Here is a 25286-nt window from a genome sequence, read left to right as displayed (position 1 = left end):
TCAGTCTTCGATCAGCAGCAGGCAGCGGGCCATGGCGCGTACGAAATGCTTGCGCACGGTATTGGTGGAAATGCCCAGGCGCTGGCCGATGCTGACGAAGCTCATGCCGTCGAGCTGGGCCATCAGGAAGATTTCGCGCCCGCGCGGGCCCAGTTCATCGAGCATGCCATCGATTTCCAGCAGGGCCTCGATGACCAGGCTATGGTTCTCCGGCGAAGGCTGGAGCGTTTCGGGATGGCTGGCCAGCGCTTCCAGGTAGGCCCGCTCCAGCGCCCGGCGGCGGAAGCGGTCGATCAGCAGGCTGCGGGCGATGCTCGACAAGTAGGCGTGCGGTTCGCGCAACTCGATGGCCTTGCGCCTGAGCAGCACTTGCAGAAAGGTGTCGTGGGTCAGGTCCGCCGCCTGCTCCGAGCAGTCCATGCGCTTGCGTATCCAGCTTCGCAGCCAGTCGTTGTGCTGCTCGTAGAGCTGCTGGAGGGCTCGCTGCTGAGAAGGATCGGGCTGGGGCATGGGGTTCTGGTCAGGTGGTTAAATGATAATTAATATCACTTCTGGCGCGGCGTCGGCAACCGGAGGGGGTACATGCCGGGTCGTTATCGGCGGGAAAGGTGCTTCGATAAATGCGCTGGACGAAAAGCGCGAGCTAGCCTGTACTCCTCGTCCAGCGTCCAGCCTCTGCAGAGCGGTCTCTGCGGCTCGTCGAACCATGTAGCGCGATGGCCTCGCTTTGCTCAGGCCTGCTGTTTCAGCGTCCTGACCCCGTCGGCGGTGCCGAGCAGCAGCAGGTCGGCGGGGCGGGCGGCGAACAGGCCGTTGCAGACCACGCCGACGATCGCGTTGATCTGCGCTTCCAGTTCCGGTGCGAAGCCGATCGACAGGTTGTGCACGTCGAGGATGACGTTGCCGTTGTCGGTCACCACGCCTTCGCGATAGACCGGGTCGCCGCCTAGTCGTACCAACTGTCGGGCGACATGGCTGCGCGCCATGGGGATGACTTCCACCGGCAGCGGGAAGGCGCCGAGGCGCTCGACCAGCTTGCTGCCATCGGCGATGCAGATGAAGGTCCTGGCCACTGCGGCGACGATCTTCTCGCGGGTCAGCGCTGCGCCGCCGCCCTTGATCAGTTCCAGGTGGGCATTGGCTTCGTCGGCGCCATCGACATAGAACTCCAGCTCGCTCACCGAGTTCAGGTCGTAGACCGGGATGCCGTGCTTTTTCAGACGCTCCGCGGTCGCTTCGGAGCTGGCCACCGCGCCATCGAAGAAGCCCTTGTGCCGGGCCAGCAGTTCGATGAAGAAATTGGCGGTCGAGCCGGTGCCCACGCCGATGATGCTCTTGTCATGCAGTTGCGGGCGGATATGGTCGACGGCGGCCTGGGCGACGGCCTGCTTGAGCTGGTCCTGGGTCATTGGGGGGTCCGGTGGGTTGGGGAATGTCCCGGTCGATTATACCCCCGTCCCGGGGTTTCATCAGGGCGGTCGCGCTATGTGCTCAAAGAGCCGACAAAAGCGCTGGAGGCTGGACAGTTGGACGTAGAAGCCCTGGTTTGAGAACACGAACGGTTTTTCGTCCAGCCTCCAGCGCTTTTATCGCGCCCCGAGGGGGCGCATCGCTGGTCCTGATGTTTGCCGCGGAGTAGACTCGATGGCTTCCCGTGATGCCCCAAGACCCAGCCAATGCTCGAGAACTACGTCAAGAAAATCCTCACCTCGCGCGTCTACGACGTGGCCGAGGAAACCCCCTTGCAGCCAGCCCGCCAGCTTTCCGAACGCCTGGGCAACCAGATCCTGCTCAAGCGCGAAGACCTGCAGCCGGTGTTCTCCTTCAAGATTCGAGGCGCCTACAACAAACTGGCGCAACTGAGCGCCGAGGAGCGTGCGCGGGGGGTGGTCACGGCATCGGCCGGCAACCATGCCCAGGGCGTCGCTCTGGCCGCGAAACAGTTGGGCGTCAAGGCGATCATCGTCATGCCGCGCACCACGCCGGAACTGAAGGTCCAGGGCGTGCGGGCGCGTGGCGGCAAGGCGGTGCTGCATGGCGATGCCTTTCCCGAGGCGCTGGCGCATTCGCTGAAGCTGGTCGAGGAAAAGGGCTACGTCTATATCCACCCCTATGACGATCCCGATGTGATCGCCGGGCAGGGCACGGTGGCGATGGAAATCCTGCGCCAGCACCAGGGGCCGATCGACGCGATATTCGTACCGGTTGGCGGTGGCGGGCTGGTGGCGGGCATCGCCGCCTACGTCAAGTACCTGCACCCGGAAACGCGGGTGATCGGTGTCGAACCGGATGACTCCAACTGCCTGCAGGTAGCGCTGGCCAACGGCGAACGCACGGTGCTGGAGCAGGTCGGGCTGTTCGCCGACGGCGTGGCCGTGGCGCAGATCGGCGAGCATACCTTCGAGGTCTGCCGCCGTTACGTCGATGAGGTGATCACGGTCAGCACCGATGAAATCTGCGCGGCGATCAAGGACATCTACGACGATACCCGCTCGATCACCGAGCCTGCCGGCGCCCTGGCCGTTGCCGGTATCAAGAAATACGTGGAGCGCGATGGCGTGCAGGGCCAGGTGCTGGTGGGGATCGACTCGGGCGCCAATATCAATTTCGACCGCCTGCGTCATGTGGCCGAGCGTTCCGAGCTGGGCGAGCGGCGCGAGGCGATCATCGCCGTGACCATCGCCGAGCAGCCCGGTAGCTTCAAGGCATTCTGCGAAGCCATCGGCAAGCGGCAGATCACCGAGTTCAACTATCGCTACCACAGCGGCAAGGAGGCCAGCATCTTCGTCGGCGTGCAGACGCACCCGGAGAACGATCCGCGCGAGGCCCTGCTGGACAGCCTGCGGCAGCAGGGCTTCCCGGTGCTCGACCTGACCGATAACGAACTGGCCAAGTTGCACATCCGCCATATGGTCGGCGGGCATGCCTCGCAGGTGAATGATGAGCGGGTGTTGCGCTTCGAGTTTCCCGAGCGCCCGGGAGCCCTGTTCAACTTTCTCAACAAGCTTGGCGGGCGCTGGAACATCTCCATGTTCCACTACCGCAACCATGGCGCTGCGGATGGCCGCGTGGTGGCCGGCCTGCAGGTGCCGGAGGATGAACTGCCGCTGCTGGCGGCGGCACTGGAAAAGATTGGTTACCGCTATTGGGATGAAACCGACAACCCAGCCTATAAGCTGTTTCTTGGCTAACCTCGATCACCCGGAGCGAATATGGAATATTACCTGGCAATCAGGATCTTTCACGGCGCCGCTGGCGTCCTGCTGGTGCTGGGCGTGTTCGCCCATATCCTGATGTTCTGGAAGGCTGCGCGGCGTGGCGAACCGGAGCTGCTGCAGCGCCGCTTGCGGCGGACACGGCTGGCCTCGCTGCCGGCAATGACGCTGGTGGCGCTGGCATTACCGTTCAGCGGCTGGTGGATGGCGCACCTGGCGAACTGGCCGCTGGGGCAACTGTGGCTGCTGCTGAGCAACCTGCTGTTCGTCCTGCTGATTCCGCTGGTGCTGTTGCTGGCGGGGCGCTTGAGCGCCTGGGAAGCCCTGGGCAATGGCGCCGTGCCGGCGCAACTGCCACGCACGGCTGCCGTGTATGGGGTGCTGATTCTGCTGCTGTTGCTGGCGATCATGGGGCTGATGGGCGCCAAGCCGCTTTGAAGGAAAACTCGGCGGCAAGCTGCAAGAAAGCGCTTGACAGGATTTTTGGAGCGCCTTTCACACTGGCTTGCAGCTTGCAGCTTGCAGCTTGCAGCTTGCAGCTTGCAGCTTGCAGCTTGCGCGTCAGCGCAGACTTATCACCTTCCACCCCCTGCTCCTGGCCTCGGCTTCCAGCTTCGGGTCGGGGTCGACGGCTACTGGGTGGTGGACGCGACCAAGCAGCGGCAGGTCGTTCCATGAGTCGCTGTAGAAGTGGCTGCCCTCCAGGCCGTGCTCGTTCTCTGCCAGCCAGCGCTCCAGGCGCGTGACCTTGCCCGCCTGGAAACAGGGCACATCCGTCACGCGGCCGGTATAGCGCCCGTCCCGCATTTCGCATTCGGTGGCCAGCAGTGTGTCGACGCCCAGGCGCGCGGCGATGGGGGCGGTGATGAAGCGATTGGTGGCGGTAATGATGACGACCCGGTCGCCGGCCTCCCGGTGCTGCCGCAGCAGTTCTTCGCCCCTGGGCAGGATGATCGGTTCGATGCAATCGCGCATGAAGTCGTCGTGCCATTGTTCGAGCTGCGCCAGCTCGTGGCGACTGAGGATTTCCTGGCAGAAGTCCTGATAGGCCAGCACGTCCAGCCGCCCGGCCAGGTAGTCCTGGTAGAAGGCATCGTTGCGTGCCCGGTATTCCCGTGCATCGACGATACCGCGTCGGCACAGGTAGTCACCCCAGGCGTGGTCGCTGTCGCCGGCCAGAAGGGTATTGTCGAGATCGAATAGTGCCAGGCGCACGGCGGGCTCCTCGGATTGGCATGTCGGAAGGGGCCAGCATAGCCGAATGTGCCGTGGCTGGCAGGCTGTTTGCCGTGCATGGCGCGATAGCCCTGCCTTGCCCGTTCAGCACGCTTCCGGCTGGCGGCCTTTTTATGGAACAATGCTGCGACATGCGTTCTTGAGGTTTTCTGCCGTGATCGATTCCGATGGTTTCCGCCCGAATGTCGGCATCATCCTGGCCAATGATGCCGGGCAGTTGCTGTGGGCGCGGCGGATAAACCAGGATGCCTGGCAGTTTCCCCAGGGGGGTATCAACCCCCGTGAAACCCCGGAAGAAGCATTGTTCCGCGAGCTCAACGAAGAAGTCGGCCTGGAGCGGCAGGATGTGAAGATCCTCGCCTGCACGCGCGGCTGGCTGCGTTACCGTCTGCCGCAAAGGCTGGTACGTACCCATAGCCAGCCGCTGTGCATCGGGCAGAAACAGAAGTGGTTTCTGCTACGCCTGCTCTGCGATGATCAGCGGGTCCGCATGGACCTGACCGGCAAGCCTGAGTTCGATGACTGGCGCTGGGTGAGCTACTGGTACCCGCTGGGACAAGTCGTTACCTTCAAGCGCGAGGTTTATCGCCGCGCTTTAAAAGAATTGGCCCCGCGCCTCTGAGGTGCGGGTCGGACGGGAGAAAGCCCCTGAGCATGCTCGGCACGCTACGCAAGATTGTCCAGGAAGTGAACGCTGCCCCTGATCTGAAGGCGGCATTGGGCATCATTGTGCTGAGGGTCAAGGAGGCCATGGGCAGCCAGGTCTGCTCGGTCTATCTACTCGACCCGGAATCGGGGCGCTTCGTGCTGATGGCCACCGAGGGCCTGAACAAGCGTGCCATCGGCAAGGTCAGCATGGCGCCCGACGAGGGCCTGGTGGGGCTGGTCAGCACCCGCGAGGAGCCGCTAAACCTGGAGCACGCCTCCGAACACCCGCGCTATCGCTACTTCGCCGAGACTGGCGAGGAGCGTTATGCCTCCTTTCTTGGTGCGCCGATCATCCACCATCGCCGGGTCATGGGGGTGCTGGTCATCCAGCAGAAGGAGCGCCGCCAGTTCGACGAGGGGGAGGAGGCCTTCCTCGTCACCATGAGCGCGCAGCTGGCCGGCGTGATCGCCCACGCCGAGGCGACCGGCTCGATCCGCGGCCTCGGTCGCGAGGGCAAGGGGATACAGGAGACGCGTTTCCTGGGTATCGCCGGTGCGCCGGGGGCTGCCATCGGCACCGCGCTGGTGGTGCTGCCGCCGGCCGACCTGGACGTGGTGCCGGACAAGTCGGTGGAGAACATCGAGGCGGAACTGGCACTGTTCGAGGCGGCGCTGGAGGCCGTGCGGGCCGATATGCGGGCGCTGTCCAAGCGCCTGGCCGGGCAGATGCGCAAGGAAGAGCGGGCGCTGTTCGATGTCTACCTGATGATGCTCGACGAATCCGCGCTGGCCGGTGAAGTGGTCAAGGTCATTCGCACCGGCCAGTGGGCGCAGGGCGCCTTGCGGCGGGTGGTGAGCGGGCACGTCAGGCGTTTCGAACTGATGGACGATGCCTACCTGCGCGAGCGGGCCTCCGATGTGCGCGATATCGGCCGGCGCCTGCTGGGCTATCTGCAGCAGGCCCACCAGCAGGCGCTGACCTATCCCGACAACACCATCCTGGTCAGCGAGGAACTGACGCCGGCCATGCTCGGCGAAGTGCCCGATGGCAAGCTGGTGGGAATGGTTTCGGTGCTGGGTTCGAGCAATTCGCACGTCGCCATCCTGGCCCGGGCCATGGGTATTCCCACGGTGATGGGGGCGGTCGACCTGCCGTACTCCAAGCTCGATGGTATCGGGCTGATCATCGATGGCAGCCGTGGCGAGATCATCACCAATCCCGGCAAGGTGCTGTGCGAGAAATATGCGGTGGTCATCGAGCAGGACCGCGAGTTGTCCCGCGGCCTCGATGTGCTGCGCGAACTGCCCTGCGAAACCACCGATGGCCTGCGCATTCCCCTCTGGGTCAATACCGGTCTGCTGGCCGATGTGGTGCGGGCGCAGGAGCGGGGCGCCGAAGGAGTGGGCCTGTATCGCACGGAAGTGCCCTTCATGATCAAGGAGCGCTTCCCCAGCGAGAAGGAGCAACTGGCGATCTACCGCGAGCAGTTGCAGGCTTTCCACCCGCTGCCGGTGACCATGCGCAGCCTGGATATCGGTGGCGACAAGTCCCTGCCGTACTTCCCCATCCAGGAGGAAAACCCCTTCCTCGGCTGGCGTGGTATCCGTGTGACGCTGGACCATCCGGAAATCTTCCTGTTGCAGACACGGGCCATGCTCAAGTCCAGCGAAGGCCTCAACAACCTGCGCATCCTGCTGCCGATGATCTCCGGCACGCGCGAGCTGGAGGAAGCGCTGCACCTGATTCAGCGCGCCTGGAACGAGGTGCGCGACGAGGGCACCGATGTGCGCATGCCGCCCGTCGGGGTGATGATCGAGGTGCCGGCGGCGGTCTACCAGACCCGTGAGCTGGCGCGGATGGTGGACTTCATCTCGGTCGGCTCCAACGACTTGACCCAGTATCTGCTGGCGGTGGATCGCAACAATCCCAGGGTCGCCGACCTGTACGATTACCTGCACCCGGCGGTGCTGGAGGCGTTGTTGCGGGTGGTCACGGATGCGCATGCCGAAGGCCGGCCGGTCAGCATCTGTGGCGAAATGGCGGGCGATCCGGCGGCGGCGCTGCTATTGCTGGCGATGGGCTTCGACAGCCTGTCGATGAACGCCACCAACCTGCCCAGGGTGAAATGGATGGTGCGCCAGATCAGCTCGCAGGTAGCCCGCGAATTGCTGGACAAGGTAATGCAACTGGAAAGCCCGCAGGCGATCCGCAGTACGCTGCAAGAAACCTTGCGTTCGCTTGGTCTGGATCGACTGATCAATCCTTCCGCCGCGGTCTGAGCGCCTGCTCGCGATCTCCCCGGACGAGAGGGAGGGCGGGCTCCAAGGGCAGTATCGTCGTGCGATTGCCCTGGCCCTGTCGCAGTTTTTCTCCGCTCGGATGCCGCACTTTTCGTTACCATGCGCGTTTCGTCCCGCTGTCATGTGGGCCGGTCGGTATTCGTTTGAGGAGAGTCCAATGCTGCCTTACCCGCAGATCGATCCTGTGGCGGTATCCCTGGGGCCGCTACAGATCCACTGGTATGGCCTGATGTATCTGGTCGGTATCGGCGGTGCCTGGTTCCTGGCGGCCCGGCGTCTGCAAGCCTTCGATCCGGGCTGGAGCCGGGAGAAACTGTCCGACCTGGTGTTCTGGGTCGCCATGGGGGTGATCGTCGGCGGGCGTCTCGGTTATGTGCTGTTCTACGACCTGAGCGCCTACCTGAACGATCCCAGCCTGATCCTGCAGGTCTGGAAGGGCGGTATGTCCTTCCATGGCGGTTTGCTGGGGGTGTTGTTGTGCACATGGGTTTTTGCCCGGCGCAATGGCAAAGGCTTCTTCCAGTTGATGGACTTCATCGCGCCGCTGGTGCCTATCGGGCTGGGCGCCGGGCGCATCGGCAACTTCATCAACGCCGAGCTCTGGGGCAAGGCCAGCGATGTGCCCTGGGCCATGGTGTTCCCGACCGATCCGCAGCAACTGGCGCGCCATCCCTCGCAGCTCTATCAGTTCGCGCTGGAGGGTGTCGCCCTGTTCGCCATCCTCTGGTTCTACTCGCGCAAGCCCCGTCCGACCATGGCGGTTTCCGGCCTGTTCGGCGTGTGCTACGGGGTTTTTCGTTTCATCGTCGAATTCGTGCGGGTGCCGGATGCCCAGCTTGGCTATCTGGCCTGGGGCTGGCTGACCATGGGGCAAGTGCTGTGCCTGCCGATGATCCTGGGCGGGCTGGCATTGATGGTCTATGCCTACCGCCGTGATGCGGTGCCGGGAGGTGCACGGTGAAGCAGTATCTCGAGCTGATGCGTCATGTGCGCGAGCACGGTACCTTCAAGAGCGATCGCACCGGGACTGGCACCTACAGCGTGTTCGGCTACCAGATGCGCTTCGACCTGGCGGACGGCTTTCCCCTGGTGACCACCAAGAAGTGCCACCTGCGCTCGATCATTCACGAACTGCTGTGGTTCCTGCAAGGCGACACCAATATCGGCTACCTGAAGGACAACGGCGTCAGCATCTGGGACGAGTGGGCCGACGAGAACGGCGATCTCGGCCCGGTCTACGGCTACCAGTGGCGTAGCTGGCCGGCGCCGAATGGCGAGTCCATCGACCAGATCGGCAGGCTGATCGAGATGATCCGGCGCAATCCGGATTCGCGTCGTCTGATCGTATCGGCCTGGAACCCGGCGCTGGTCGAGCAGATGGCGCTACCGCCCTGCCATGCGCTGTTCCAGTTCTATGTGGCCGACGGGCGTATCAGTTGCCAGCTCTACCAGCGTTCGGCGGATATCTTCCTCGGGGTGCCCTTCAATATCGCCAGCTATGCGTTGCTGACGATGATGGTGGCCCAGGTCTGCGGGCTGCGGCCGGGTGAGTTCATCTGGACCGGTGGTGACTGTCATCTGTATGCCAATCATTTGCAGCAGGCTGACCTGCAGTTGTCGCGAGAGCCGCTACCACTGCCGCGTATGTGGTTGAATCCGGAGGTCGGCGAACTGCTGGAGTTTCGTTTCGAGGACTTCGAACTGCTTGACTACCAGGCTTATCCGCATATCAAGGCGCCCGTCGCGGTTTGATGGACCGAACCGAACCGTCTTGTCGATGTCATCGTTTTGTCATTCCATTGGTGTAGGATGGAGCGAAGGGATATTACGGGAGGGGTCGAAATGCGCAGGGTTGTGTTCAATCAGAAGGGGGGGGTTGGCAAGTCCAGTATCGCCTGCAATCTGGCGGCAGTCAGTGCTTCCCAGGGATACCGCACTTTGCTGGTGGACCTGGATGCGCAAGCCAATTCCACCCACTACCTGACCGGCCTGACGGGGGATGACATCCCTGTCGGCATTGCGGACTTCTTCAAGCTGATACTGTCCACCAGTCCGGCGGCGAAGAAGGCGCGTCCTACCATCCACGAGACTGCGATCGACAACCTGCACCTGATCAGCGCCTCGGCGGAACTGGCCGATCTGCAGCCCAAGCTCGAGGCGAAGCACAAGATCAACAAGTTGCGCAAACTGCTCGACAGCCTGACCGAAGAGTACGAGCGGATTTACATAGATACGCCACCAGCGCTCAACTTCTATACGGTTTCCGCGCTGATCGCCGCGGACCGCTGCCTGATCCCCTTCGATTGCGATGCTTTCTCCCGCCAGGCGCTGTACGGGCTGCTGGCGGAGATCGAGGAACTCAAGGAGGACCACAACGAGGATCTGCGGGTCGAGGGCATCGTGGTCAACCAGTTCCAGCCGCGTGCGGCGCTGCCGCAGCAGATGATCGATGAACTGATCGCCGAAGGCCTGCCGGTGCTGCCGGTGCACCTGATGAGTTCGGTGCGGATGCGTGAGTCGCACCAGGCCAGCGTTCCACTGATCCAGTTCGATCCCAAGCACAAGCTTACCCAGCAGTTCGTCGAGCTGCATGACCTGCTGGACGAGGCATCCTGAGCCCGAGGCGCATGGGGTGCGCCGCGCACCTCGGAAAGCTCTTCGCTATCATCTGGCGGTGAGCACGGTCGCCCTGGCCCTGAAGCGGCCTGTCGCCGCAGCCTCAGCTTCCGGTCGGTTGCGCCGTTATCGGTTCGGAGACGCTGTCGGGTTTGCGGAATACATAGAACAGGTTGGGTTCGCTGACCATGTAGATCGCGCCGTCACTGCCCATGGTCACGCCCTCTGCCTGGGGGATGGACTGCTTCAGGCCGTGCTGCCCCATCAGCAGCGACAGTGTGCCAAGCGCCCGTCCCTGGCGGTCCAGCTCCAGCAGTACCCGTGACTCGTCCGACAGGGCCAGCAGGTGGCCGGTTCGTTCATCGAATTGCAGGCTGGACAGGTCGCGCATCAGCAGGCTGCGGTCACGCATTTCGTCCAGTTCCATGCTCAGCGCGTCATTGAAGGGTCCACCGCTATATCCGTGGACTTCGATGATGCGCATCGGGTCGCGCTCCTGGCCTACGAACAGGCGCTGGCCGGCGATATCGTAGGCCAGCCCCTCGAAGCCCTTGTTGCCAACCTCGCGACGGCTCAGGTCGAGCATCGGCAGGTGGCTGACATCCAGCTTCAGGGTATCGTCGTCAAGTTGCACCCTGACCAGCTTCTGGCGCCGCTCATCGGCGATCACATAACGATTCAGGCCGACGTATTCGACGGCTTCGGGGTCCTCGAGGCCAACCAGGGGGATACGCCGCAGTACATCACCGTACAGCGACAGCTCGATCAGCTCGGGGTTGCGGTTGGTAACGGTGAACAGGCTGTTGCGATCCGGATCGAAGGTCAGGGCCGAGACTTGGTCGATGCCTTCCAGGCGATGCCCCTCGATGACCACCCGGTAGTCGGCGAGGCGGATGGAATCATCCGATAGCGGCGCGATGCTCTGCCGTGTGCCGAGCCAAAGGCGTTCGAAGGCGCGATGCTGCTGCCCCAGATAGATCACGGCTGTCGCCAGGACGGCGCACATGCCCAACAAACCCACACGCACAGCTATACGACGCATGTTCCAGACACTCCCGCACAATAGGCCGCCAGCATAGTACGGGAAGATGAACCCAAGCTTAATGAATTTCGTTATCGACTTTGTTCAAGGCCGGGGCGGGGCGCGACGCCTGCCGTAGGAGCGGACTTGGCCGCGAGGCTTTCATGGCGGGGCGCCCCATTCGCGGGCAGGCCCGTTCCTGCGGGCCCGCGTGGCGCCCCCCCCCCCTCGGCTTGCGGGAATTCAGCGTGCCTGTGTTTCCACATGAGAGTGCCCGACCAGCTCCAGCACTATCTTGTCACCAGCCAGCAGCGGGCCTACGCCGGCGGGGGTGCCGGTGGAGATGACATCGCCCGGCTGCAGGCTGAAGTGCCCGGCGATGTGCTGGATCAGCGGCAGGATCGGGTTGAGCATGTCGCGGCTGTTGCCATCCTGGCGTACTTCTCCATTGATGCTCAGGCGAATGCCGATGTCGGCCAGGTCGTCGATGTTGTCGCCGGAAACGAAGGGCGCCAGCACGTAGGCGCCATCGAAGGATTTCGCCAGTTCCCAGGGGTAGCCTTTTTCCTTCAGGCTGGCCTGGACATCACGCAGGGTCAGGTCGAGGGATGGCGCGAAACCGGAAATGGCATCCAGCACCTCTTCCGCAGAGGGTTTGTGCGACAGCGGCTTGCCGATCAGTACGGCGATCTCGGCTTCGTAGTGGACGCTGCCGCGATCCTGCGGAATGGCGAAGCCACCCTCGCTGGGCACGGTGCAACTGCCCGGCTTGATGAACAGCAGGGGTTCGCTCGGGACTTCGTTGTTCAACTCCCTGGCGTGCTCGGCGTAGTTGCGGCCCACGCAGACCACCTTGCCCAGCGGGTAGTGGATCGGTGTGCCATCGACGTACTGGTGCTGGTAGCTCATCTGCGAATCTCCACGGTGGCGGGTTGGTTTTACAGGGCGAATATCTTGCCGGGGTTCATGATGCCATTCGGGTCGAAGGTGGCCTTGATGGCTTTCATATAGGCGATCTCGGCCTCCGAGCGGCTGTAGCCCAGGTAATCACGTTTGGTCATGCCGACGCCATGCTCGGCGGAAATCGAGCCGTTGTACTTCTGCACGGTCTCGAATACCCACTTGTTGACCCTGGCGCAACGGGCGAAGAAGGTGTCCTTGTCCAGATCGTCGGGCTTGAGGATGTTCAGGTGCAGGTTGCCGTCGCCGATATGGCCGAACCATACCACTTCCAGGTCCGGGTAGTTCTCTTCGACGATGGCGTCTATGTCGCGCAGGAAGGCCGGAACCCGGGATACGGTGACCGAGATGTCGTTCTTGTAGGGTGTCCAGTGCGAGATGGTTTCCGAGATGTACTCGCGCAGTTTCCACAGGTTCTGCAACTGCTGGGCGCTCTGGCTCATCACCCCGTCCAGGACCCAGCCCTGCTCCACGCAATGCTCGAACAGCGCCAGGGCGTTCTCGGCGATTTCCTCGCTGGTGGCTTCGAATTCCAGCAATGCGTAGAAAGGGCATTCGCTTTCGAACGGCGCCGGTACGTCGCCGCGTGCCAGTACCTTGGCCAGGGCCTTGTCGGAGAAGAATTCGAAGGCGGTCAGGTCCAGCTTGCTCTGGAAGGCATGCAGCACCGGCATGATCGATTCGAAGTCGGCGGTGCCGAGCACCATTGCGGTGAGGTTCTTCGGCTGGCGTTCGAGGCGCATGGTCGCCTCGACCACGAAGCCCAGGGTGCCTTCGGCACCGATGAAGAGCTGGCGCAGATCATAGCCGGTGGCGTTCTTGATCAGGTCCCTGTTCAGTTCCAGTACATCGCCCTTGCCGGTGACCACCTTCAGGCCGGCGACCCAGTTGCGGGTCATGCCGTAGCGAATGACCTTGATCCCACCGGCATTGGTGCCGATGTTGCCGCCGATCTGGCTGGAGCCGGCGGAGGCGAAATCGACCGGGTAGTACAGCCCCTGTTCCTCGGCGAAGTTCTGCAACTGCTCGGTGACCACGCCGGGCTGGCAGACCACGGTGCGGTCATAGGGGTTGAAATCGAGAATCCGGTTCATGTAGTCGAACGACACCACCACTTCGCCGCTGGCCGCCACCGCCGCCGCCGACAGGCCGGTGCGTCCGCCCGACGGGACCAGTGCCACCTGGTGCGCGTTGGCCCAGCGTACGATGGCCTGTACCTGCTCGACGGTGCGGGGGAACACGATGGCGCTGGGCGCCGGGGCGAAATGCTTGGTCCAGTCCTTGCCATAGGTTTCCAGGTCGGCGGCGTCGGTCAGCACCTTGCCAGGCTCGACCAGGGTTTTCAGCTCATCGATCAGGGCGGCGTCGGTCATCGGCGGAACTCTCATGAAATTCATTGTCACCCTGAGCCGTTCTCAGCTCGGGGATGGGGCGTTTCGGGGGCGCGTATGCTAGCATATGCGCCCTCTTGACACGTGCCTCGGCAGACTTCCCGACACTGGTATCCAGCCGGTCCGGCCAGCCTTCGCTGAACACTTCGTTCCTTCGGCCCAAAGGTTTTCATGCAGATGAGCAAGACCTCTCTCGACAAGAGCAAGATCAAATTCCTTCTTCTCGAAGGTGTCCACCAGTCCGCCGTGGACACACTCAAGGCTGCCGGTTACACCAATATCGAGTACCTCACCGGTTCGTTGCCCGAAGCCGAACTGAAGGAAAGGATCGCCGATGTGCATTTCATCGGTATTCGTTCGCGTACCCAGCTCACCGAGGAAGTCTTCGATGCGGCGAAGAGGTTGATCGCCGTCGGCTGTTTCTGCATCGGTACCAACCAGGTCAACCTGGATGCGGCGCGCGAGCGCGGTATCGCCGTGTTCAACGCACCGTATTCCAACACCCGCTCCGTGGCCGAGCTGGTGCTGGCCGAGGCCATCCTGCTGCTGCGCGGCGTGCCCGAGAAGAACGCCGTCAGCCACCGTGGCGGCTGGCAGAAGACCGCCAAGGACTCCTACGAGATCCGCGGCAAGAAGCTTGGCATCATCGGCTACGGCTCCATCGGTACCCAGTTGTCGGTACTGGCCGAGGCCCTGGGCATGCAGGTCTATTTCTATGACGTGGTCACCAAGCTGCCGCTGGGCAACGCCACGCAGATCCACAGCCTGACCGAGCTGCTCGGCCTGGCCGACATCGTCACCCTGCACGTGCCGGAAACCGCCGCCACCAAATGGATGATCGGCGAAAAAGAAATCCGCGCCATGAAGAAGGGCGCGATCCTGCTCAACGCCGCCCGCGGCACCGTGGTTGAAATCGACGCCCTGGCCGCGGCGATCAGGGACAAGCACCTCAATGGCGCCGCCATCGATGTGTTCCCGGTGGAGCCGCGTGCCAATGGCGAGGAGTTCGTCAGCCCGCTGCGTGGCCTGGACAACGTTATCCTCACCCCGCATGTCGGCGGCTCGACCATGGAGGCCCAGGCCAACATCGGCCTGGAAGTCGCCGAGAAGCTGGTCAAGTACAGCGACAACGGCACTTCGGTATCCTCGGTCAACTTCCCGGAAGTGGCGTTGCCATCCCACCCTGGCAAGCATCGCCTGTTGCACATCCACGAGAACATCCCGGGCGTGCTGAGCGAGATCAACAAGGTGTTCGCCGAGAATGGCATCAACATCTCCGGCCAGTACCTGCAGACCAACGAGAAGGTCGGCTACGTCGTCATCGATGTCGATGCCGCCTACTCCGATCTGGCGTTGAGCAAGCTGCAGCATGTCAAGGGCACCATTCGCAGCCGCGTGCTGTTCTGACCGGCAGGTGGTAGTGCAGGGGGAGGCTTCGGCCTCCCCTTGTCGTTATGGCGCTGTTTTCCGGTCGGGTCTGCGGCCTGTGGCGACGCACTGGAGCCTGCCGCGGGCGGCTCTGTCTATGATGTGCGGCTTTCGGGCCGTAATGGATGAAACGACGCGATGCCGGGTCTGCTTGGTCTATTCTTCTCGGCTTTTCTCGCCGCGACCCTGCTGCCGCTGCAATCGGAAGCGGTGCTGGTGGCCCTGTTGTTGGGCGAGCGGTTTTCTCCCTGGACGCTGCTGGCCGTGGCGACCCTGGGCAATGTGCTGGGCTCGCTGGTCAACTGGGGGCTGGGGCGCTCCGTCGAGCGCTGGCGGCATCGGCGCTGGTTCCCCGCCGATGACCGGCAATTGGAGCGGGCGCGTCGGGCCTATCGGCGTTATGGGCGTTGGTCGCTGCTGTTGAGCTGGGTGCCGGTGATCGGCGATCCTCTGACCCTGGTGGCCGGTATCCTGCGCGAACCCTGGTGGAGCTTCCTGCTGCTGGTCACCCTGGCCAAGGGATTGCGCTACCTGGTGCTGGCGGCCGCCACCCTGGGTTGGCAGGGCTGACGAATACGACGGTTCTTGTCCTGGAGCAAAACGCTATCATGCACAAACCATAAGATACCCCGCTTCGACAGCTTTAGCGGGGAAAGGAGATCTGCATGTTCACCCCTGGCCAACTCACCCTCCATTACCTGCCACTGTTACCTGGCGAGGTCGCCTACGACCTTACACTGGCTTACGAAATCCGTCAGGACGAGCATCGGGAAACCTTCGTGCATTTCGATATGTCCGGTGAGATCGCAGGCAAGCATTTCCAGGAGTCTTTCGAGCTGCCGCGTGACCTGGCCTTCAACTTCGCCAGTAATGCCACGCGCATTGCCATCAAGCATGGCCTGCCGCCTTCGGCGGTGCATCCGGTTCGTTCGCACCGCCAGTACGACCTGATGTTCGCCGATATCCGCCAGAAGCTGAATGCACATCCTGGCGAGCCGATCAGGTCGGAGTATCTCTGAGCATAGGCGGTCGCAGGGCTTCAGGTCCTTAGAAGCTGTTCACGATCTGTTGCGCGTCGGGCCTGCTGCGTTAAAAACAGACCCGGAATGCCTATTTACCCCTTGCAAACTCCACTTCCTCGCCTGTTTTTGCCTTGCAGACCCTAGCTCGCGAGATCGTGAACAGCGTCTTAGAGGCCGCTTTGCGCCTTGACTGCGTCTTCGTGCAGGGACTCGTTCAGTTGATCGACGACGATCGCCCAGGATGCATCGCTGCCGATCTGTTCGCTGAGGAACTGGCGCTGGGCGTCGCTCCAGTAGGGGGCTTCGGTGATGCCGATGTCCGTGGGCAACTGGTGGCTCTTGATGAATTGCGCAATGGCCACCTCGTCGGCATCCAGGCCGAGTTGCAGGAACAGGTTGGTCATGCGTGGAATGGCGTTGCTCATGGATTACCTCCGGTCGGTGTTCGAATACTCCATTGATGGTCCATTCAATACCACAATAGGTTCCATCCTTCATCTTTCCATGGGCTTTGCGCAGGCTGGACAAAGCCTTCGATAAAAGCGCTGCAGGGCTTCTGTGTCCCGCTGTCCAGCCTCCAGCGCTTTTATCGGCTCTTTTGGGCGCATGGCGCGATCTACCCTCGCCGGGGACGGATGAAAAAAAGGGCGGCCCCCGCTTGGAGGCCGCCCTGAAAGGCAGAACCACATCGGTCAGATGGCCGGCCCCATCACGTATTCCGGCAGGAAGGTGGCGATATCCGGGAACAGGCACATGATGAAGATCGCCAGTGCCATCACCAGCACATAGGGCAGGGCGCCCCAGAGGATTTCCCGGGTCGGGATATCCGGTGCGATGCCGTTGATGACGAACAGGTTCAGGCCCACTGGCGGGGTGATCAGGCCGATCTCCATGTTGATGGTCAGGATCACTGCGAACCAGTAGGGGTCGAAGCCGGCCTGGGTGACGATGGGGAACAGCAGCGGCGCGGTCATCACGATCACCGCGACCGGCGGCAGGAACAGCCCGGCGACCAGCAGGAACACGTTGATCAGGCCCATCAGCACCCAGCGGTTCACTTCCAGGCTGGCGATCACTTCGGCTACCGACTGGGTGATGTACAGCGAGGACAGGGCGAAGGCGAAGAGTTCCGCCGAAGCCATGATCATCATGATCATGACGCTTTCACGCATGCCCGCACCGAAGATGCCGCTCAGGCTGCGCACCTTGAACAGGCGGTAGATCAGTACCACCACCACCAGCGTCAGCATGGCGCCCGCGCCAGCCGCTTCCGACGGCGTGGCGACGCCACCGTAGAGCACATAGAGGATGGCGACGATGATCAGCATCAGCGGCAGCACCTTGGGCAGCACCGCGAGCTTGTCGCGCAGGGTGTAGACCACGCCGGAGGCGTTGAAGCGATAGCCCTTGCGCCTGGCGTCGATCACTGCCCAGCACATGAACATGGCGGTCAGCATCAGGCCCGGGATGACTCCGGCCAGGAACAGGCGGCCGATGGAAGTCTCGGTGGCGATACCGTAGACGATCATGGTCACCGATGGCGGCAGCAGGATGCCGAGGGTGCCTCCGGCGGCGATGGAGCCGGTGGCCACCGAGGCCGGATAGCCACGGTTGATCATTTCCGGGATGCCCATCTTGCCGATGGCGGCACAGGTCGCCGGGCTGGAACCGGTCATGCCGGAGAACACCGCACAGGCGCCGATGTTGGACAGCACCAGGCCCCCGGGGACCTTGTACATCCAGCGATCCAGGGCGCGATAGAGGTCGGCGCCGGCTGGTGTGCCGGCGACGAAGGCGCCCATCAGCACGAACATCGGGATGGAGACGAAGGCCAGGTTGCCGATACCGGCGAACATGGTTTCGGCGACGATACCGATGACATCGAAGCCCATCGCCAGGAACAGGCCACCCATGGCCGCCAGGCCGAGGGCGAAGGCAATCGGCATGCCGGTGCCAAGGAACAGGAACAGCGCGCAGATCAGCAGCACGCCTGCCATGGTCGGGCTCATAGTGCTTCTCCTTTTGGAAGAATCAATTTGATGATTTCCACCAGGTACTGCAGGCACAGCAGGCAGAAGCCCACGGCCATCGGCATGGCCGGAATCCACAGCGGGATCGCGGCGATGGTCGGTGTGGTCCAGCCGCCTTCCCAGGCTTCATGGACGTAGATGACACTGCCGATACTCATCAGCACGCAGAACAGCAGGCCGAGCAGGGAACCGGCCAGTTTCAGCCAGCGACGGCTATTGCTGGCGAGCATCAGCTCCAGCACGTCGACTCCGACGTGGCCTCTTTTCATCAGCACATAGGGGGCACCGATGAAGATCGCCGCGGTGGCCGCGAACACCACCACTTCGGTCTGCCAGATGGTCGGGGCCTTGAATACATAGCGCATGAAGATCATCTGGCACATGACCACCATGGCGGTGAGCAGCAGGATGGCCGCGCTGACGCCACCCATGCGAGAGAGCGTCTCGATGGCGAGAATGAAGCGTCTGGACATAGGAACTCCTTTGGAACTCTGTCGCCCTTTGCGGGCGCCGTAGGGCGCGGGCAGGCCACGGATACGGGCCTGCCCAGGGGATCATTGAACCGCGAGGGCCTTGTCCAGCAGTTCCTTGCCACCCTTGACGCGTTCGGAGAACACCTTGTATGCGGAGTCGCGGGCGATTTCCATCCAGGCGTCATGCTGTTCCTTGCTCAGCGTAACCACTTCCACACCGGCCTTGGTGAAGGTCTCGGTCATGCGCTTCTCGCCTTTCGGGCCTTCCTCGGCGAAGTAGGTCTCGGCCTTGCGCGCACCGCGCAGCAGGGCTTCCTTCTGCGCCTCGTCGAGACGATCGAAGGACTTCTTGGAGATCAGCACCGGCTCGTACATGAACCACAGTGCATGGTCGCCGGGGGCGGTCATGCACTTGACCTGCTCGTACAGGCGGTAGGAGACGAAGCTGTCGTTGGAGGTATTGGCGGCGTCCAGCACGCCGGTCTGCATCCCGGTGTAGATCTCCGAAGAGGGCATCGAGGAAATAGAGGCGCCGGCACTGGCCAGCATCTGCTCGAAGGCCGGGCCGGCAGCGCGGATCACCTGGCCCTTGATGGTGCCCGGGTCGGTGATGCAGCGGCTCTTGGAGGCGAAGCCACCGGCCAGCCAGGCGTCGGCCAGGATGATCGCGCCATTCCTCTCCGCGATGGCGTGGATTTCCTTGATGAAGTCGGATTCGTTCAGGCGCTGGGCGTGTTCGTAGTTGCGCACCAGTCCCGGCATCAGGGTGGCCGAGAACTGCGGTACGCGGCCCGAGGCGTAGTCCAGCGGCAGGGCGGTCATGTCGAGCTGGCCGCGGGTCATCGCGCCCCATTGCTCGTTGGCCTTGTACAGCGAAGAGGCGGGGAATATCTGCAGTTTCAGGCCGACGTTGGCTTCTTCCACTTCGCGGGCGATGATCTGCACCATTTCATCCCGTGGGTCGCCGGAGTTTCCCGGAAACTGGTGCGAGACACGCAGGGTGGTCTGGGCGAGGGCGGTGGTACTGGCGGCAAGCAGCATGGCTGCCGCGGAATAACGAAGCAGGGGGCGCATGGGCATTCTCCTGGGGAACACATCAGAACCACGCCTGGCGGTTCATAGTTGTTTTTATTAACGGGTCACCGGGTATTTTTTGTTATTGCGCGGGCAAGAGCGACCGGGCTGAGTGTCAAGCTAGCCGCTGGGCATTTTCAGATCAATTAAGTCGCTCCAGTAACCATTAGCTTGAAGTTAATGTTCGTCATGGCCAGCACGCCTTGATTCGCCGTTCGGTAAGCCTGCTCATGCTCTGGCGCCGCGGTGGGCGGACTGGTACATCCGGCACTCGGCCACCAGCGCCAGCAGGTTGGGGTCGCGCTCCTTGGCCTTGAGGAACACCACACCGATCCGTTGCTGCAGGCGGTAGCGGGCCTGCATGGGGATCAGCCTTATGCGGTTCTCGTAGACTGCCGCGATGCGCCCTGGCAACAGAGCATAGCCGACCCCCGAACTGACCATGCTCAGCAGGGTGAAGATATCGTTCACCTGCATGGCCACCTTCGGTTCGAAACCGGCCTGCTGGAATACCCGCTGGCTGTCGCGGTGGGTGGCGAAGCCCTGGCCGAGGGTGATGAAGGTCGAGTCGCGCAGGTCGGCCAGGTCAACTTCCTGTTCGCCACTGAAGGGCGAGTCGGCCGGGACGGCGAGGAACATATCATCGGAAAACAGCAGCAGGTGCTCACAGTCGCTGTCGTTGATGTTGTCGTCCAGGGCAATCAGGATGGCATCCAGTTCCATGTTTTTCAGACGATAGAACAGGTCGACGTTGGAGCCTAGGGTGAGCTCGATGTTCAGCTCGCTGCGGCGCAGCTTGAGGCCCATGATCAGTTGCGGCACGGTGCGCACTGTCAGCGAGTAGAGTGCGCCGAGCTTGAAGCGCTCGGCGGAGAAGCCCGCGGCCTCGCGGGTCAGGCGTACGCTTTCGAGCACGTCGCGCACCAGCTTCTGTGCCCTTTCTTCCAGGACGTAGGCGCTTTCCAGCGGGATCAGGTTGCGTCCTTCATGTTTGAACAGCGGGCAGCGCAGGGCGCTTTCCAGCGAGTGGATGGCGCGGTGTACGCTGACGTTGCTGGTTTCCAGTTCGTCGGCGGCGCGGGCCAGGTTGCCGGTGCGCATGAAGGCCAGGAATATTTCCAGTTTCTTCAGGGTCAGCTCGTCGTCGATCAGCATGGCGTACCTCATCGGCAAGGCGCCCGACTATAGCAAAGCCTGTCTGCCTGGCCGGGGGCGCACTGTCACTCTCAGGGCGATCGCATAAGCGCTCACTTCCGCGCCCGGGCAGGCATATGCCCTGCGTCAGGAGACAGTGCGACTGGATTGGCAATCAAGTCTGCGTTTCATCGTACGCCGCTGGCGGAGGCCTGGTCCCGTGGTGTCGCGAACCCCGCCAGTCCCGCTACGAAACACGCATGAACCCATCGCTCATATGAATGAGGGGGCGCTCTTCGCCGACATCCCTGTCGGCGAAGGTTTCGTAGCGGGGGGCCGGGCTCGCAGCGAATACCGAGGCGACAATGGAAAGAACCGCCGGTGCCGTACTGGATCACCTGGAGGGCTTTTCGGTTTCACCAGATGTTTCCCACAGGCACCGCCGAAAGTGGCACAGGGACGGTGATCTCGGGATCGCACTGTGCGTTCTATAGCCAGCCCCCAGACACACTATTGCCAATCCAGCCGCAACGGCGCGCGCACGATTACCCGGCTCCCACGGCCATGGACCGGGGTTTGCTGCGATCGCCCCGCGGCCACTCTCTGCGGTGCTTCTGCGCACAGCGGTATTGGCCGCCAGCGATGGAGTATCCCTGGCCGCGCCGGCAAACCATCCCCTGGTCGCCTGCTATAGTGCGCCCCTTTTTTCTTGCCGGGAGAGTCGCAATGGCCAGGATCGTCGTCGAACGCAGTCATGCCCTGGGGCTCGACGCTGCGCGGGAAAAGGCCCAGCAACTGGCCGAGCGCCTGCGCCTCGAGTACGGCGTGAACTACCAGTGGCAGGGCGATGTGCTGGAAGTCAGGCGCAGCGGTGCCGATGGCCGTATCGAAGTCGGCGAGGACAATGTCCGGGTGCAGCTCGAACTGGGCATCCTGCTGTCCGCCATGGGCAGCAGCATCCAGGGCCAGATCGAGAAGGCCCTGGACAAGGTGCTGCAGGCCTGAAGACGCCTCTTTGAAAGAACGCTGATCAGGCGGCCATAGGGTGCGCCGCGCGCACCTGAACGATCGACGCCGTGATCCCTGGCGCGCACGGCGCACCCTGCAGGCGTCCGGCATGACACGAGTGTCACTGGTCGCGTTCGATGGCGAAGCCGGCCCAGCTCTGCCGGGTCGGCATGACTTCCAGACGGTTGATGTTGATATGCGCCGGTAGCGTGGCGACGTAGAAGATCTGCTCGGCGATGTCCTCGGCGCTCAAAGGGACGGTGCCCTGGTAGAGCGCGTCCGAGGCGCCCTGGTCGCCCTTGGTGCGCACCAGGGTGAATTCGGTTTCCGCCATGCCGGGGGCGATATCGGTGACGCGCACTCCGGTACCGGCCAGGTCGCAGCGCAGGTTGTAGCTGAACTGTTTGACGAAGGCCTTGCTGGCGCCGTACACGTGGCTGCCACGGTAGGGCCACTGCCCGGCGATGGAGCCGATATTGACGATGCTGGCGCCCTCGCCACTTTCGATCAGCGTCGGCAGCAGGGCATGGGTGACGTTCACCAGGCCCTTGATATTGGTGTCGATCATGGTGTGCCAGTCGTTCAGGTCGACCTCCTGGGCCGGCTCCGGGGCCAGCGCCAGGCCGGCGTTGTTGACCAGGCAGGTGATGGCGCGGAAACCTTGCGGCAAGGCTTCTACCACCGCCTTGACCGCCTCGGCATCGCGCACGTCGAGGATGGCGGTGTGCACCGGCACCAGCGCCCGCAGTTCTTGCGCGAGCGCTTGCAGGCGCTTTTCACGGCGCCCGCTGAGTACCAGCGCCCAACCCGCCTGGGCGAAGCGGCGGGCGCTGGCACGGCCAAAGCCGGAGGTGGCGCCGGTGATAAAGGCAATCTTGCTGTTCATGTGTTCCTCAATCTCGATAACGGGGGCAATGGCCGAAGCGTTGCAACTGCATTTCCTGCAGGCGGCTCAGGGTACGCCGGAACGGGAAGGCCAGGTAACCCTCGCGATAGAGCTGCTCGAGCGGTACCTCCGCCTCCAGGTAGAGCGGGATCTGCCGGTCGTAGCATTCGTCGACCAGGGCGATGAAGCGCCGTACGCCGTTGTCGTTGACTGACAGCGCCGGCAGTTGCCGGTCGCCAGCGGCCACGCGCTCGACGCCATCCTCGGTGCCACGGGCGATGCGCCCTTCGCGTTGCGGGCTGCCCAGGGCGGGGATGTCCCCCAGCAGGATGGCCTGGAAGCGGTCGCACAGGGCGATGTAGTCCACGGCGGAAAAGGGCTGTTCGCACAGCTCTGCATAGCGGCACCAGAGCGCTTTCTCCCCACGCCGCACCACCGATAGCTGGCGGTGACCCAGCGGCAATGCCTCGTCGCTGGCGGGGCGATGGCCGTTCAGTTGGGTGAAGACTTCGCCAAGGACGCTGGGCTGGCCTGCTTGCCGTGTCCAGAAGCGCTGGTGCGCACGGCCGGGATGCAGGCGATGGTCCTGGCCACCATCCACGGCGACCACTCGAGTGAAGCGCTCCAGTGCGTCCACCGCCGGCAGGAAGCGCTCCCTGTTGTAGCCCTCAGCGTAGAGCTGCCGTGGCGGCTGGTTGGAAGTGGCGACCAGCACCACACCCTGTTCGAACATGGCTTGCAGCAGTCGTCCGAGCAGCATGGCGTCGCCGATGTCGCTGACGAACAGTTCGTCGAAGCAAAGCACCCGGGTGTCCTCGGCCAGCTCCCGAGCCAGTGCCAGCAACGGGTCGGCGGTGCCGGTGAGCTGGAACAGGCGGCGATGCACCCAGTGCATGAAATGGTGAAAGTGCTGGCGCCGCGAAGGCACATCCAGACTGCGCTGGAAGCTGTCCATCAGCCAGGTCTTGCCACGCCCGACCGGCCCCCACAGGTAGACGCCCGTTGTCGCATCGGGCGATGGGCCATGCAGTGCGTCATGGCACGCCTGCAATGCCTGGGCGGCCTGGTGCTGGGCTTCGTCCGGATGGAAGTCACCCTGCTTGATGGCCGCTCGGTAGGCTGCCAGGGGCGGCGGGCCGAGGTACGTTCTCATTTGGCTATATTCCCACCTTGGGCTGCTAGAGTGGTGCCAGGCCTTACTCTAGGACGAGGATCGCATGAACCTGTCTCTGCTCAACCGTTATGCCTTTTTCGTTTTCTGCGTGCTCTTCACCCTGGCCAGCCTGGTGTTCCTCGACCAGGCCTGGTTCTGGCCCGCAACCGCACTGACCGGGCTGCTCAGCCTGGTCGGCATCGCCGACCTGTTGCAGACCCGGCGCGCGGTGCGGCGCAACTACCCGATCCTGGGGAATATCCGCTACCTGTTCGAAAGCATCCGCCCGGAGATCCGCCAATACCTGATCGAGGGGGACGACGATCGCCTGCCATTCTCCCGCGCCCAGCGCTCGCTGGTCTATGCCAGGGCCAAGAACGAGGGCGCCGACAAGCCATTCGGCACCCTGAGCGATGTCTACCTCAGCGGTTTCGAGTTCATCAGCCACTCCATGCGTCCGGCGCCGGTGGCAGATACCGCCGGCTTTCGCGTGCAGATAGGCGGGCCGCAGTGCAGCCAGCCCTATTCCGCCTCGCTGTTCAATATCTCCGCCATGAGCTTCGGCTCGCTCAGCGCCAATGCCATCCGCTCGCTCAACCAGGGGGCGAAGCTGGGCAACTTCTACCACGACACCGGCGAGGGCAGCATCAGCGCCTATCATCGCGAGCCGGGGGGCGACCTGGTGTGGGAATTGGGCAGCGGCTATTTCGGTTGTCGCACGGAGGATGGCCGCTTCGATCCCGAACGCTTCGCCGCCCAGGCCAGCCTGCCCCAGGTGAAGATGATCGAGATCAAGCTGAGCCAGGGGGCCAAGCCCGGCCACGGCGGCATCCTGCCCCAGCACAAGATCACCGCGGAGATCGCCCATACCCGTGGTATCTCGATGGACCAGGACTGCGTATCCCCCGCCAGTCACAGTGCCTTTTCCACGCCGATCGAGCTGCTGCAGTTCATCGACCGCCTGCGCACGCTGTCCGGCGGCAAGCCGGTCGGCTTCAAGCTCTGCCTCGGGCATCCCTGGGAGTTCATGGGGGTCGCCAAGGCCATGTTGAAGACCGGTATCCTGCCCGATTTCATCGTCATCGACGGCAAGGAGGGCGGCACCGGCGCCGCGCCGCTGGAATTCACCGACCACCTCGGGGTGCCGCTGCGCGAGGGCCTGCTGTTCGTGCACAACACCCTGGTGGGCATCAACCTGCGCGACAAGATCAAGTTGGGGGCCAGCGGCAAGATCATCAGTGCCTTCGACATCGCCTGCGTGCTGGCCATCGGCGCCGACTGGGCCAATTCCGCGCGGGGCTTCATGTTCGCCATCGGCTGCATCCAGTCGCAATCCTGCCACACCAACAAATGCCCGACCGGCGTCGCCACCCAGGACCCGTTGCGCCAGCGTGCCCTGGTGGTCGAGGACAAGGCGCAGCGGGTCTGCAACTTCCACCGCAACACGCTCAAGGCGCTGGCCGAGATGCTCGCCGCCGCCGGCCTGGAGCATCCGTCGCAGATTGATGCCAGGCATCTGGTGCAGCGGTTGTCGGCCAGCGAAATCAAACTGTTTTCGCAGCAGCACGTCTTCCTCGAGCCGGGAGAGTTGCTGAGTGGCCGGATCGCTGGCGAGTTCTACGAGCGCATGTGGCGCATGGCCCAGGCCGAAGGCTTCGAGCCGGCAGCGGCCTGAGAAGCTGTCCACGAT

25 protein-coding genes are annotated in these 25286 nt (G+C 63.2%); 12 read left to right on the top strand and 13 right to left on the bottom strand.

Features of this window, described 5'->3' with window-relative positions; genetic code table 11:
- On the bottom strand, positions 1-510 hold the full coding sequence (locus tag DNJ95_RS00950; protein WP_131182851.1) for a sigma-70 family RNA polymerase sigma factor: 510 nt from the start codon (positions 508-510) through the stop codon (positions 1-3).
- 221 nt (positions 511-731) lie between these two features.
- Positions 732-1409 (bottom strand): ribose-5-phosphate isomerase RpiA, encoded by a 678-nt coding sequence (rpiA, locus tag DNJ95_RS00945; RefSeq protein ID WP_131182850.1) that lies wholly within the window; start codon positions 1407-1409, stop codon positions 732-734.
- 267 nt (positions 1410-1676) lie between these two features.
- Here rpiA and ilvA point away from each other — a divergent pair, with 267 nt between their 5' ends.
- Positions 1677-3191 carry a threonine ammonia-lyase, biosynthetic gene (ilvA, locus tag DNJ95_RS00940; RefSeq protein ID WP_131182849.1) on the top strand — a complete coding sequence of 505 codons (1515 nt, stop codon included), beginning with the start codon at positions 1677-1679 and terminating at the stop codon, positions 3189-3191.
- Positions 3192-3212: 21 nt separating this feature from the next.
- The gene (locus DNJ95_RS00935) at positions 3213-3653 is read left to right on the top strand and encodes a DUF2269 family protein (RefSeq protein WP_131182848.1); all 441 of its coding nucleotides are present in this window, start codon (positions 3213-3215) and stop codon (positions 3651-3653) included.
- Between the two features lie 123 nt (positions 3654-3776).
- On the opposite strand, the gene DNJ95_RS00930 is transcribed toward DNJ95_RS00935, so the two are convergent.
- A complete protein-coding gene (locus DNJ95_RS00930) occupies positions 3777-4430 on the bottom strand; it encodes a histidinol-phosphatase (RefSeq protein WP_131182847.1) in 654 nt (217 codons plus the stop codon).
- Between the two features lie 175 nt (positions 4431-4605).
- Here DNJ95_RS00930 and DNJ95_RS00925 point away from each other — a divergent pair, with 175 nt between their 5' ends.
- The 5 genes from DNJ95_RS00925 to DNJ95_RS00905 all read left to right on the top strand — a co-directional run bounded on the left by DNJ95_RS00925 (position 4606) and on the right by DNJ95_RS00905 (position 10016).
- Positions 4606-5073, top strand: a complete 468-nt coding sequence (locus DNJ95_RS00925) for an RNA pyrophosphohydrolase (RefSeq protein ID WP_181953361.1) — start codon at positions 4606-4608, stop codon at positions 5071-5073.
- Positions 5074-5105: 32 nt separating this feature from the next.
- Positions 5106-7379 (top strand): phosphoenolpyruvate--protein phosphotransferase, encoded by a 2274-nt coding sequence (ptsP, locus tag DNJ95_RS00920; protein WP_131182846.1) that lies wholly within the window; start codon positions 5106-5108, stop codon positions 7377-7379.
- A gap of 178 nt (positions 7380-7557) precedes the next feature.
- The gene (gene lgt / locus DNJ95_RS00915; protein WP_131182845.1) at positions 7558-8361 is read left to right on the top strand and encodes a prolipoprotein diacylglyceryl transferase; all 804 of its coding nucleotides are present in this window, start codon (positions 7558-7560) and stop codon (positions 8359-8361) included.
- A complete protein-coding gene (locus DNJ95_RS00910) occupies positions 8358-9152 on the top strand; it encodes a thymidylate synthase (protein ID WP_131182844.1) in 795 nt (264 codons plus the stop codon). The genes lgt and DNJ95_RS00910 overlap by 4 nt, the downstream gene beginning before the upstream one ends.
- 90 nt (positions 9153-9242) lie before the next feature.
- The gene (locus DNJ95_RS00905; protein WP_131182843.1) at positions 9243-10016 is read left to right on the top strand and encodes a ParA family protein; all 774 of its coding nucleotides are present in this window, start codon (positions 9243-9245) and stop codon (positions 10014-10016) included.
- 103 nt (positions 10017-10119) lie between these two features.
- Here DNJ95_RS00905 and DNJ95_RS00900 read toward each other — a convergent pair whose 3' ends face one another.
- The 3 genes from DNJ95_RS00900 to DNJ95_RS00890 all read right to left on the bottom strand — a co-directional run bounded on the left by DNJ95_RS00900 (position 10120) and on the right by DNJ95_RS00890 (position 13370).
- The gene (locus tag DNJ95_RS00900) at positions 10120-11058 is read right to left on the bottom strand and encodes an SdiA-regulated domain-containing protein (protein WP_131182842.1); all 939 of its coding nucleotides are present in this window, start codon (positions 11056-11058) and stop codon (positions 10120-10122) included.
- Positions 11059-11280: 222 nt separating this feature from the next.
- Complete coding sequence (locus DNJ95_RS00895; protein ID WP_131182841.1) at positions 11281-11946, bottom strand: fumarylacetoacetate hydrolase family protein; 666 nt, start codon at positions 11944-11946, stop codon at positions 11281-11283.
- 29 nt (positions 11947-11975) lie between these two features.
- Positions 11976-13370, bottom strand: a complete 1395-nt coding sequence (locus tag DNJ95_RS00890; RefSeq protein ID WP_131182840.1) for an FAD-binding oxidoreductase — start codon at positions 13368-13370, stop codon at positions 11976-11978.
- Positions 13371-13565: 195 nt separating this feature from the next.
- Between DNJ95_RS00890 and serA the strand changes: the two genes are divergently transcribed.
- From serA to DNJ95_RS00875, 3 genes are all read left to right on the top strand, one after another.
- Positions 13566-14795: a phosphoglycerate dehydrogenase gene (serA, locus tag DNJ95_RS00885; protein ID WP_131182839.1), complete on the top strand. Its 1230-nt coding sequence runs from the start codon at positions 13566-13568 to the stop codon at positions 14793-14795.
- 159 nt (positions 14796-14954) lie between these two features.
- The gene (locus tag DNJ95_RS00880; protein ID WP_131182838.1) at positions 14955-15386 is read left to right on the top strand and encodes a YqaA family protein; all 432 of its coding nucleotides are present in this window, start codon (positions 14955-14957) and stop codon (positions 15384-15386) included.
- 95 nt (positions 15387-15481) lie between these two features.
- A complete protein-coding gene (locus DNJ95_RS00875) occupies positions 15482-15835 on the top strand; it encodes a DUF5064 family protein (protein WP_131182837.1) in 354 nt (117 codons plus the stop codon).
- A gap of 170 nt (positions 15836-16005) precedes the next feature.
- Here the strand turns inward: DNJ95_RS00875 and DNJ95_RS00870 are convergent, their stop codons facing one another.
- The 5 genes from DNJ95_RS00870 to DNJ95_RS00850 form a co-directional block, all read right to left on the bottom strand.
- Positions 16006-16263, bottom strand: coding sequence for a DUF2789 domain-containing protein (locus DNJ95_RS00870; RefSeq protein WP_131182836.1), 258 nt, complete (start codon positions 16261-16263; stop codon positions 16006-16008).
- Between the two features lie 267 nt (positions 16264-16530).
- Positions 16531-17847 (bottom strand): TRAP transporter large permease, encoded by a 1317-nt coding sequence (locus tag DNJ95_RS00865; RefSeq protein ID WP_131182835.1) that lies wholly within the window; start codon positions 17845-17847, stop codon positions 16531-16533.
- Complete coding sequence (locus DNJ95_RS00860) at positions 17844-18341, bottom strand: TRAP transporter small permease subunit (RefSeq protein ID WP_131182834.1); 498 nt, start codon at positions 18339-18341, stop codon at positions 17844-17846. The genes DNJ95_RS00865 and DNJ95_RS00860 overlap by 4 nt, the downstream gene beginning before the upstream one ends.
- 81 nt (positions 18342-18422) lie before the next feature.
- Entirely contained in the window at positions 18423-19415 is a 993-nt protein-coding gene (locus tag DNJ95_RS00855) for a TRAP transporter substrate-binding protein (protein ID WP_131182833.1), read from the bottom strand.
- 228 nt (positions 19416-19643) lie between these two features.
- On the bottom strand, positions 19644-20570 hold the full coding sequence (locus DNJ95_RS00850; protein WP_131182832.1) for a LysR family transcriptional regulator: 927 nt from the start codon (positions 20568-20570) through the stop codon (positions 19644-19646).
- 705 nt (positions 20571-21275) lie between these two features.
- Between DNJ95_RS00850 and DNJ95_RS00845 the strand changes: the two genes are divergently transcribed.
- Complete coding sequence (locus tag DNJ95_RS00845) at positions 21276-21554, top strand: polyhydroxyalkanoic acid system family protein (protein ID WP_131182831.1); 279 nt, start codon at positions 21276-21278, stop codon at positions 21552-21554.
- A gap of 124 nt (positions 21555-21678) precedes the next feature.
- On the opposite strand, the gene DNJ95_RS00840 is transcribed toward DNJ95_RS00845, so the two are convergent.
- Positions 21679-22443 carry an SDR family NAD(P)-dependent oxidoreductase gene (locus tag DNJ95_RS00840; RefSeq protein ID WP_131182830.1) on the bottom strand — a complete coding sequence of 255 codons (765 nt, stop codon included), beginning with the start codon at positions 22441-22443 and terminating at the stop codon, positions 21679-21681.
- A 7-nt stretch (positions 22444-22450) separates the two neighbouring features.
- The gene (zapE, locus tag DNJ95_RS00835) at positions 22451-23596 is read right to left on the bottom strand and encodes a cell division protein ZapE (protein WP_131182829.1); all 1146 of its coding nucleotides are present in this window, start codon (positions 23594-23596) and stop codon (positions 22451-22453) included.
- A 64-nt stretch (positions 23597-23660) separates the two neighbouring features.
- Between zapE and DNJ95_RS00830 the strand changes: the two genes are divergently transcribed.
- Positions 23661-25271 (top strand): FMN-binding glutamate synthase family protein, encoded by a 1611-nt coding sequence (locus DNJ95_RS00830; protein ID WP_131182828.1) that lies wholly within the window; start codon positions 23661-23663, stop codon positions 25269-25271.
- The last annotated feature ends 15 nt before the right edge of the window (positions 25272-25286 follow it).

The organism is Stutzerimonas kirkiae (genome assembly GCF_004327335.1).
In the GTDB taxonomy this organism is placed as follows: Bacteria; Pseudomonadota; Gammaproteobacteria; order Pseudomonadales; family Pseudomonadaceae; genus Stutzerimonas; species Stutzerimonas kirkiae.
Note: the sequence above shows the minus strand (reverse complement) of the source record. Positions and strands in the feature narration are given on the sequence as shown.

What these genes read in the sequence shown, in the direction of transcription:
- DNJ95_RS00950 (WP_131182851.1), bottom strand. Translation starts at nt 510, where the DNA reads ATGCCCCAGCCCGATCCTTCTCAGCAGCGAGCCCTCCAGCAGCTCTAC.
- rpiA (WP_131182850.1), bottom strand. Translation starts at nt 1,409, where the DNA reads ATGACCCAGGACCAGCTCAAGCAGGCCGTCGCCCAGGCCGCCGTCGAC.
- ilvA (WP_131182849.1), top strand. Translation starts at nt 1,677, where the DNA reads ATGCTCGAGAACTACGTCAAGAAAATCCTCACCTCGCGCGTCTACGAC.
- DNJ95_RS00935 (WP_131182848.1), top strand. Translation starts at nt 3,213, where the DNA reads ATGGAATATTACCTGGCAATCAGGATCTTTCACGGCGCCGCTGGCGTC.
- ptsP (WP_131182846.1), top strand. Translation starts at nt 5,106, where the DNA reads ATGCTCGGCACGCTACGCAAGATTGTCCAGGAAGTGAACGCTGCCCCT.
- lgt (WP_131182845.1), top strand. Translation starts at nt 7,558, where the DNA reads ATGCTGCCTTACCCGCAGATCGATCCTGTGGCGGTATCCCTGGGGCCG.
- DNJ95_RS00905 (WP_131182843.1), top strand. Translation starts at nt 9,243, where the DNA reads ATGCGCAGGGTTGTGTTCAATCAGAAGGGGGGGGTTGGCAAGTCCAGT.
- DNJ95_RS00900 (WP_131182842.1), bottom strand. Translation starts at nt 11,058, where the DNA reads ATGCGTCGTATAGCTGTGCGTGTGGGTTTGTTGGGCATGTGCGCCGTC.
- DNJ95_RS00895 (WP_131182841.1), bottom strand. Translation starts at nt 11,946, where the DNA reads ATGAGCTACCAGCACCAGTACGTCGATGGCACACCGATCCACTACCCG.
- DNJ95_RS00890 (WP_131182840.1), bottom strand. Translation starts at nt 13,370, where the DNA reads ATGACCGACGCCGCCCTGATCGATGAGCTGAAAACCCTGGTCGAGCCT.
- serA (WP_131182839.1), top strand. Translation starts at nt 13,566, where the DNA reads ATGAGCAAGACCTCTCTCGACAAGAGCAAGATCAAATTCCTTCTTCTC.
- DNJ95_RS00880 (WP_131182838.1), top strand. Translation starts at nt 14,955, where the DNA reads ATGCCGGGTCTGCTTGGTCTATTCTTCTCGGCTTTTCTCGCCGCGACC.
- DNJ95_RS00875 (WP_131182837.1), top strand. Translation starts at nt 15,482, where the DNA reads ATGTTCACCCCTGGCCAACTCACCCTCCATTACCTGCCACTGTTACCT.
- DNJ95_RS00870 (WP_131182836.1), bottom strand. Translation starts at nt 16,263, where the DNA reads ATGAGCAACGCCATTCCACGCATGACCAACCTGTTCCTGCAACTCGGC.
- DNJ95_RS00865 (WP_131182835.1), bottom strand. Translation starts at nt 17,847, where the DNA reads ATGAGCCCGACCATGGCAGGCGTGCTGCTGATCTGCGCGCTGTTCCTG.
- DNJ95_RS00860 (WP_131182834.1), bottom strand. Translation starts at nt 18,341, where the DNA reads ATGTCCAGACGCTTCATTCTCGCCATCGAGACGCTCTCTCGCATGGGT.
- DNJ95_RS00855 (WP_131182833.1), bottom strand. Translation starts at nt 19,415, where the DNA reads ATGCGCCCCCTGCTTCGTTATTCCGCGGCAGCCATGCTGCTTGCCGCC.
- DNJ95_RS00850 (WP_131182832.1), bottom strand. Translation starts at nt 20,570, where the DNA reads ATGCTGATCGACGACGAGCTGACCCTGAAGAAACTGGAAATATTCCTG.
- DNJ95_RS00845 (WP_131182831.1), top strand. Translation starts at nt 21,276, where the DNA reads ATGGCCAGGATCGTCGTCGAACGCAGTCATGCCCTGGGGCTCGACGCT.
- DNJ95_RS00840 (WP_131182830.1), bottom strand. Translation starts at nt 22,443, where the DNA reads ATGAACAGCAAGATTGCCTTTATCACCGGCGCCACCTCCGGCTTTGGC.
- zapE (WP_131182829.1), bottom strand. Translation starts at nt 23,596, where the DNA reads ATGAGAACGTACCTCGGCCCGCCGCCCCTGGCAGCCTACCGAGCGGCC.
- DNJ95_RS00830 (WP_131182828.1), top strand. Translation starts at nt 23,661, where the DNA reads ATGAACCTGTCTCTGCTCAACCGTTATGCCTTTTTCGTTTTCTGCGTG.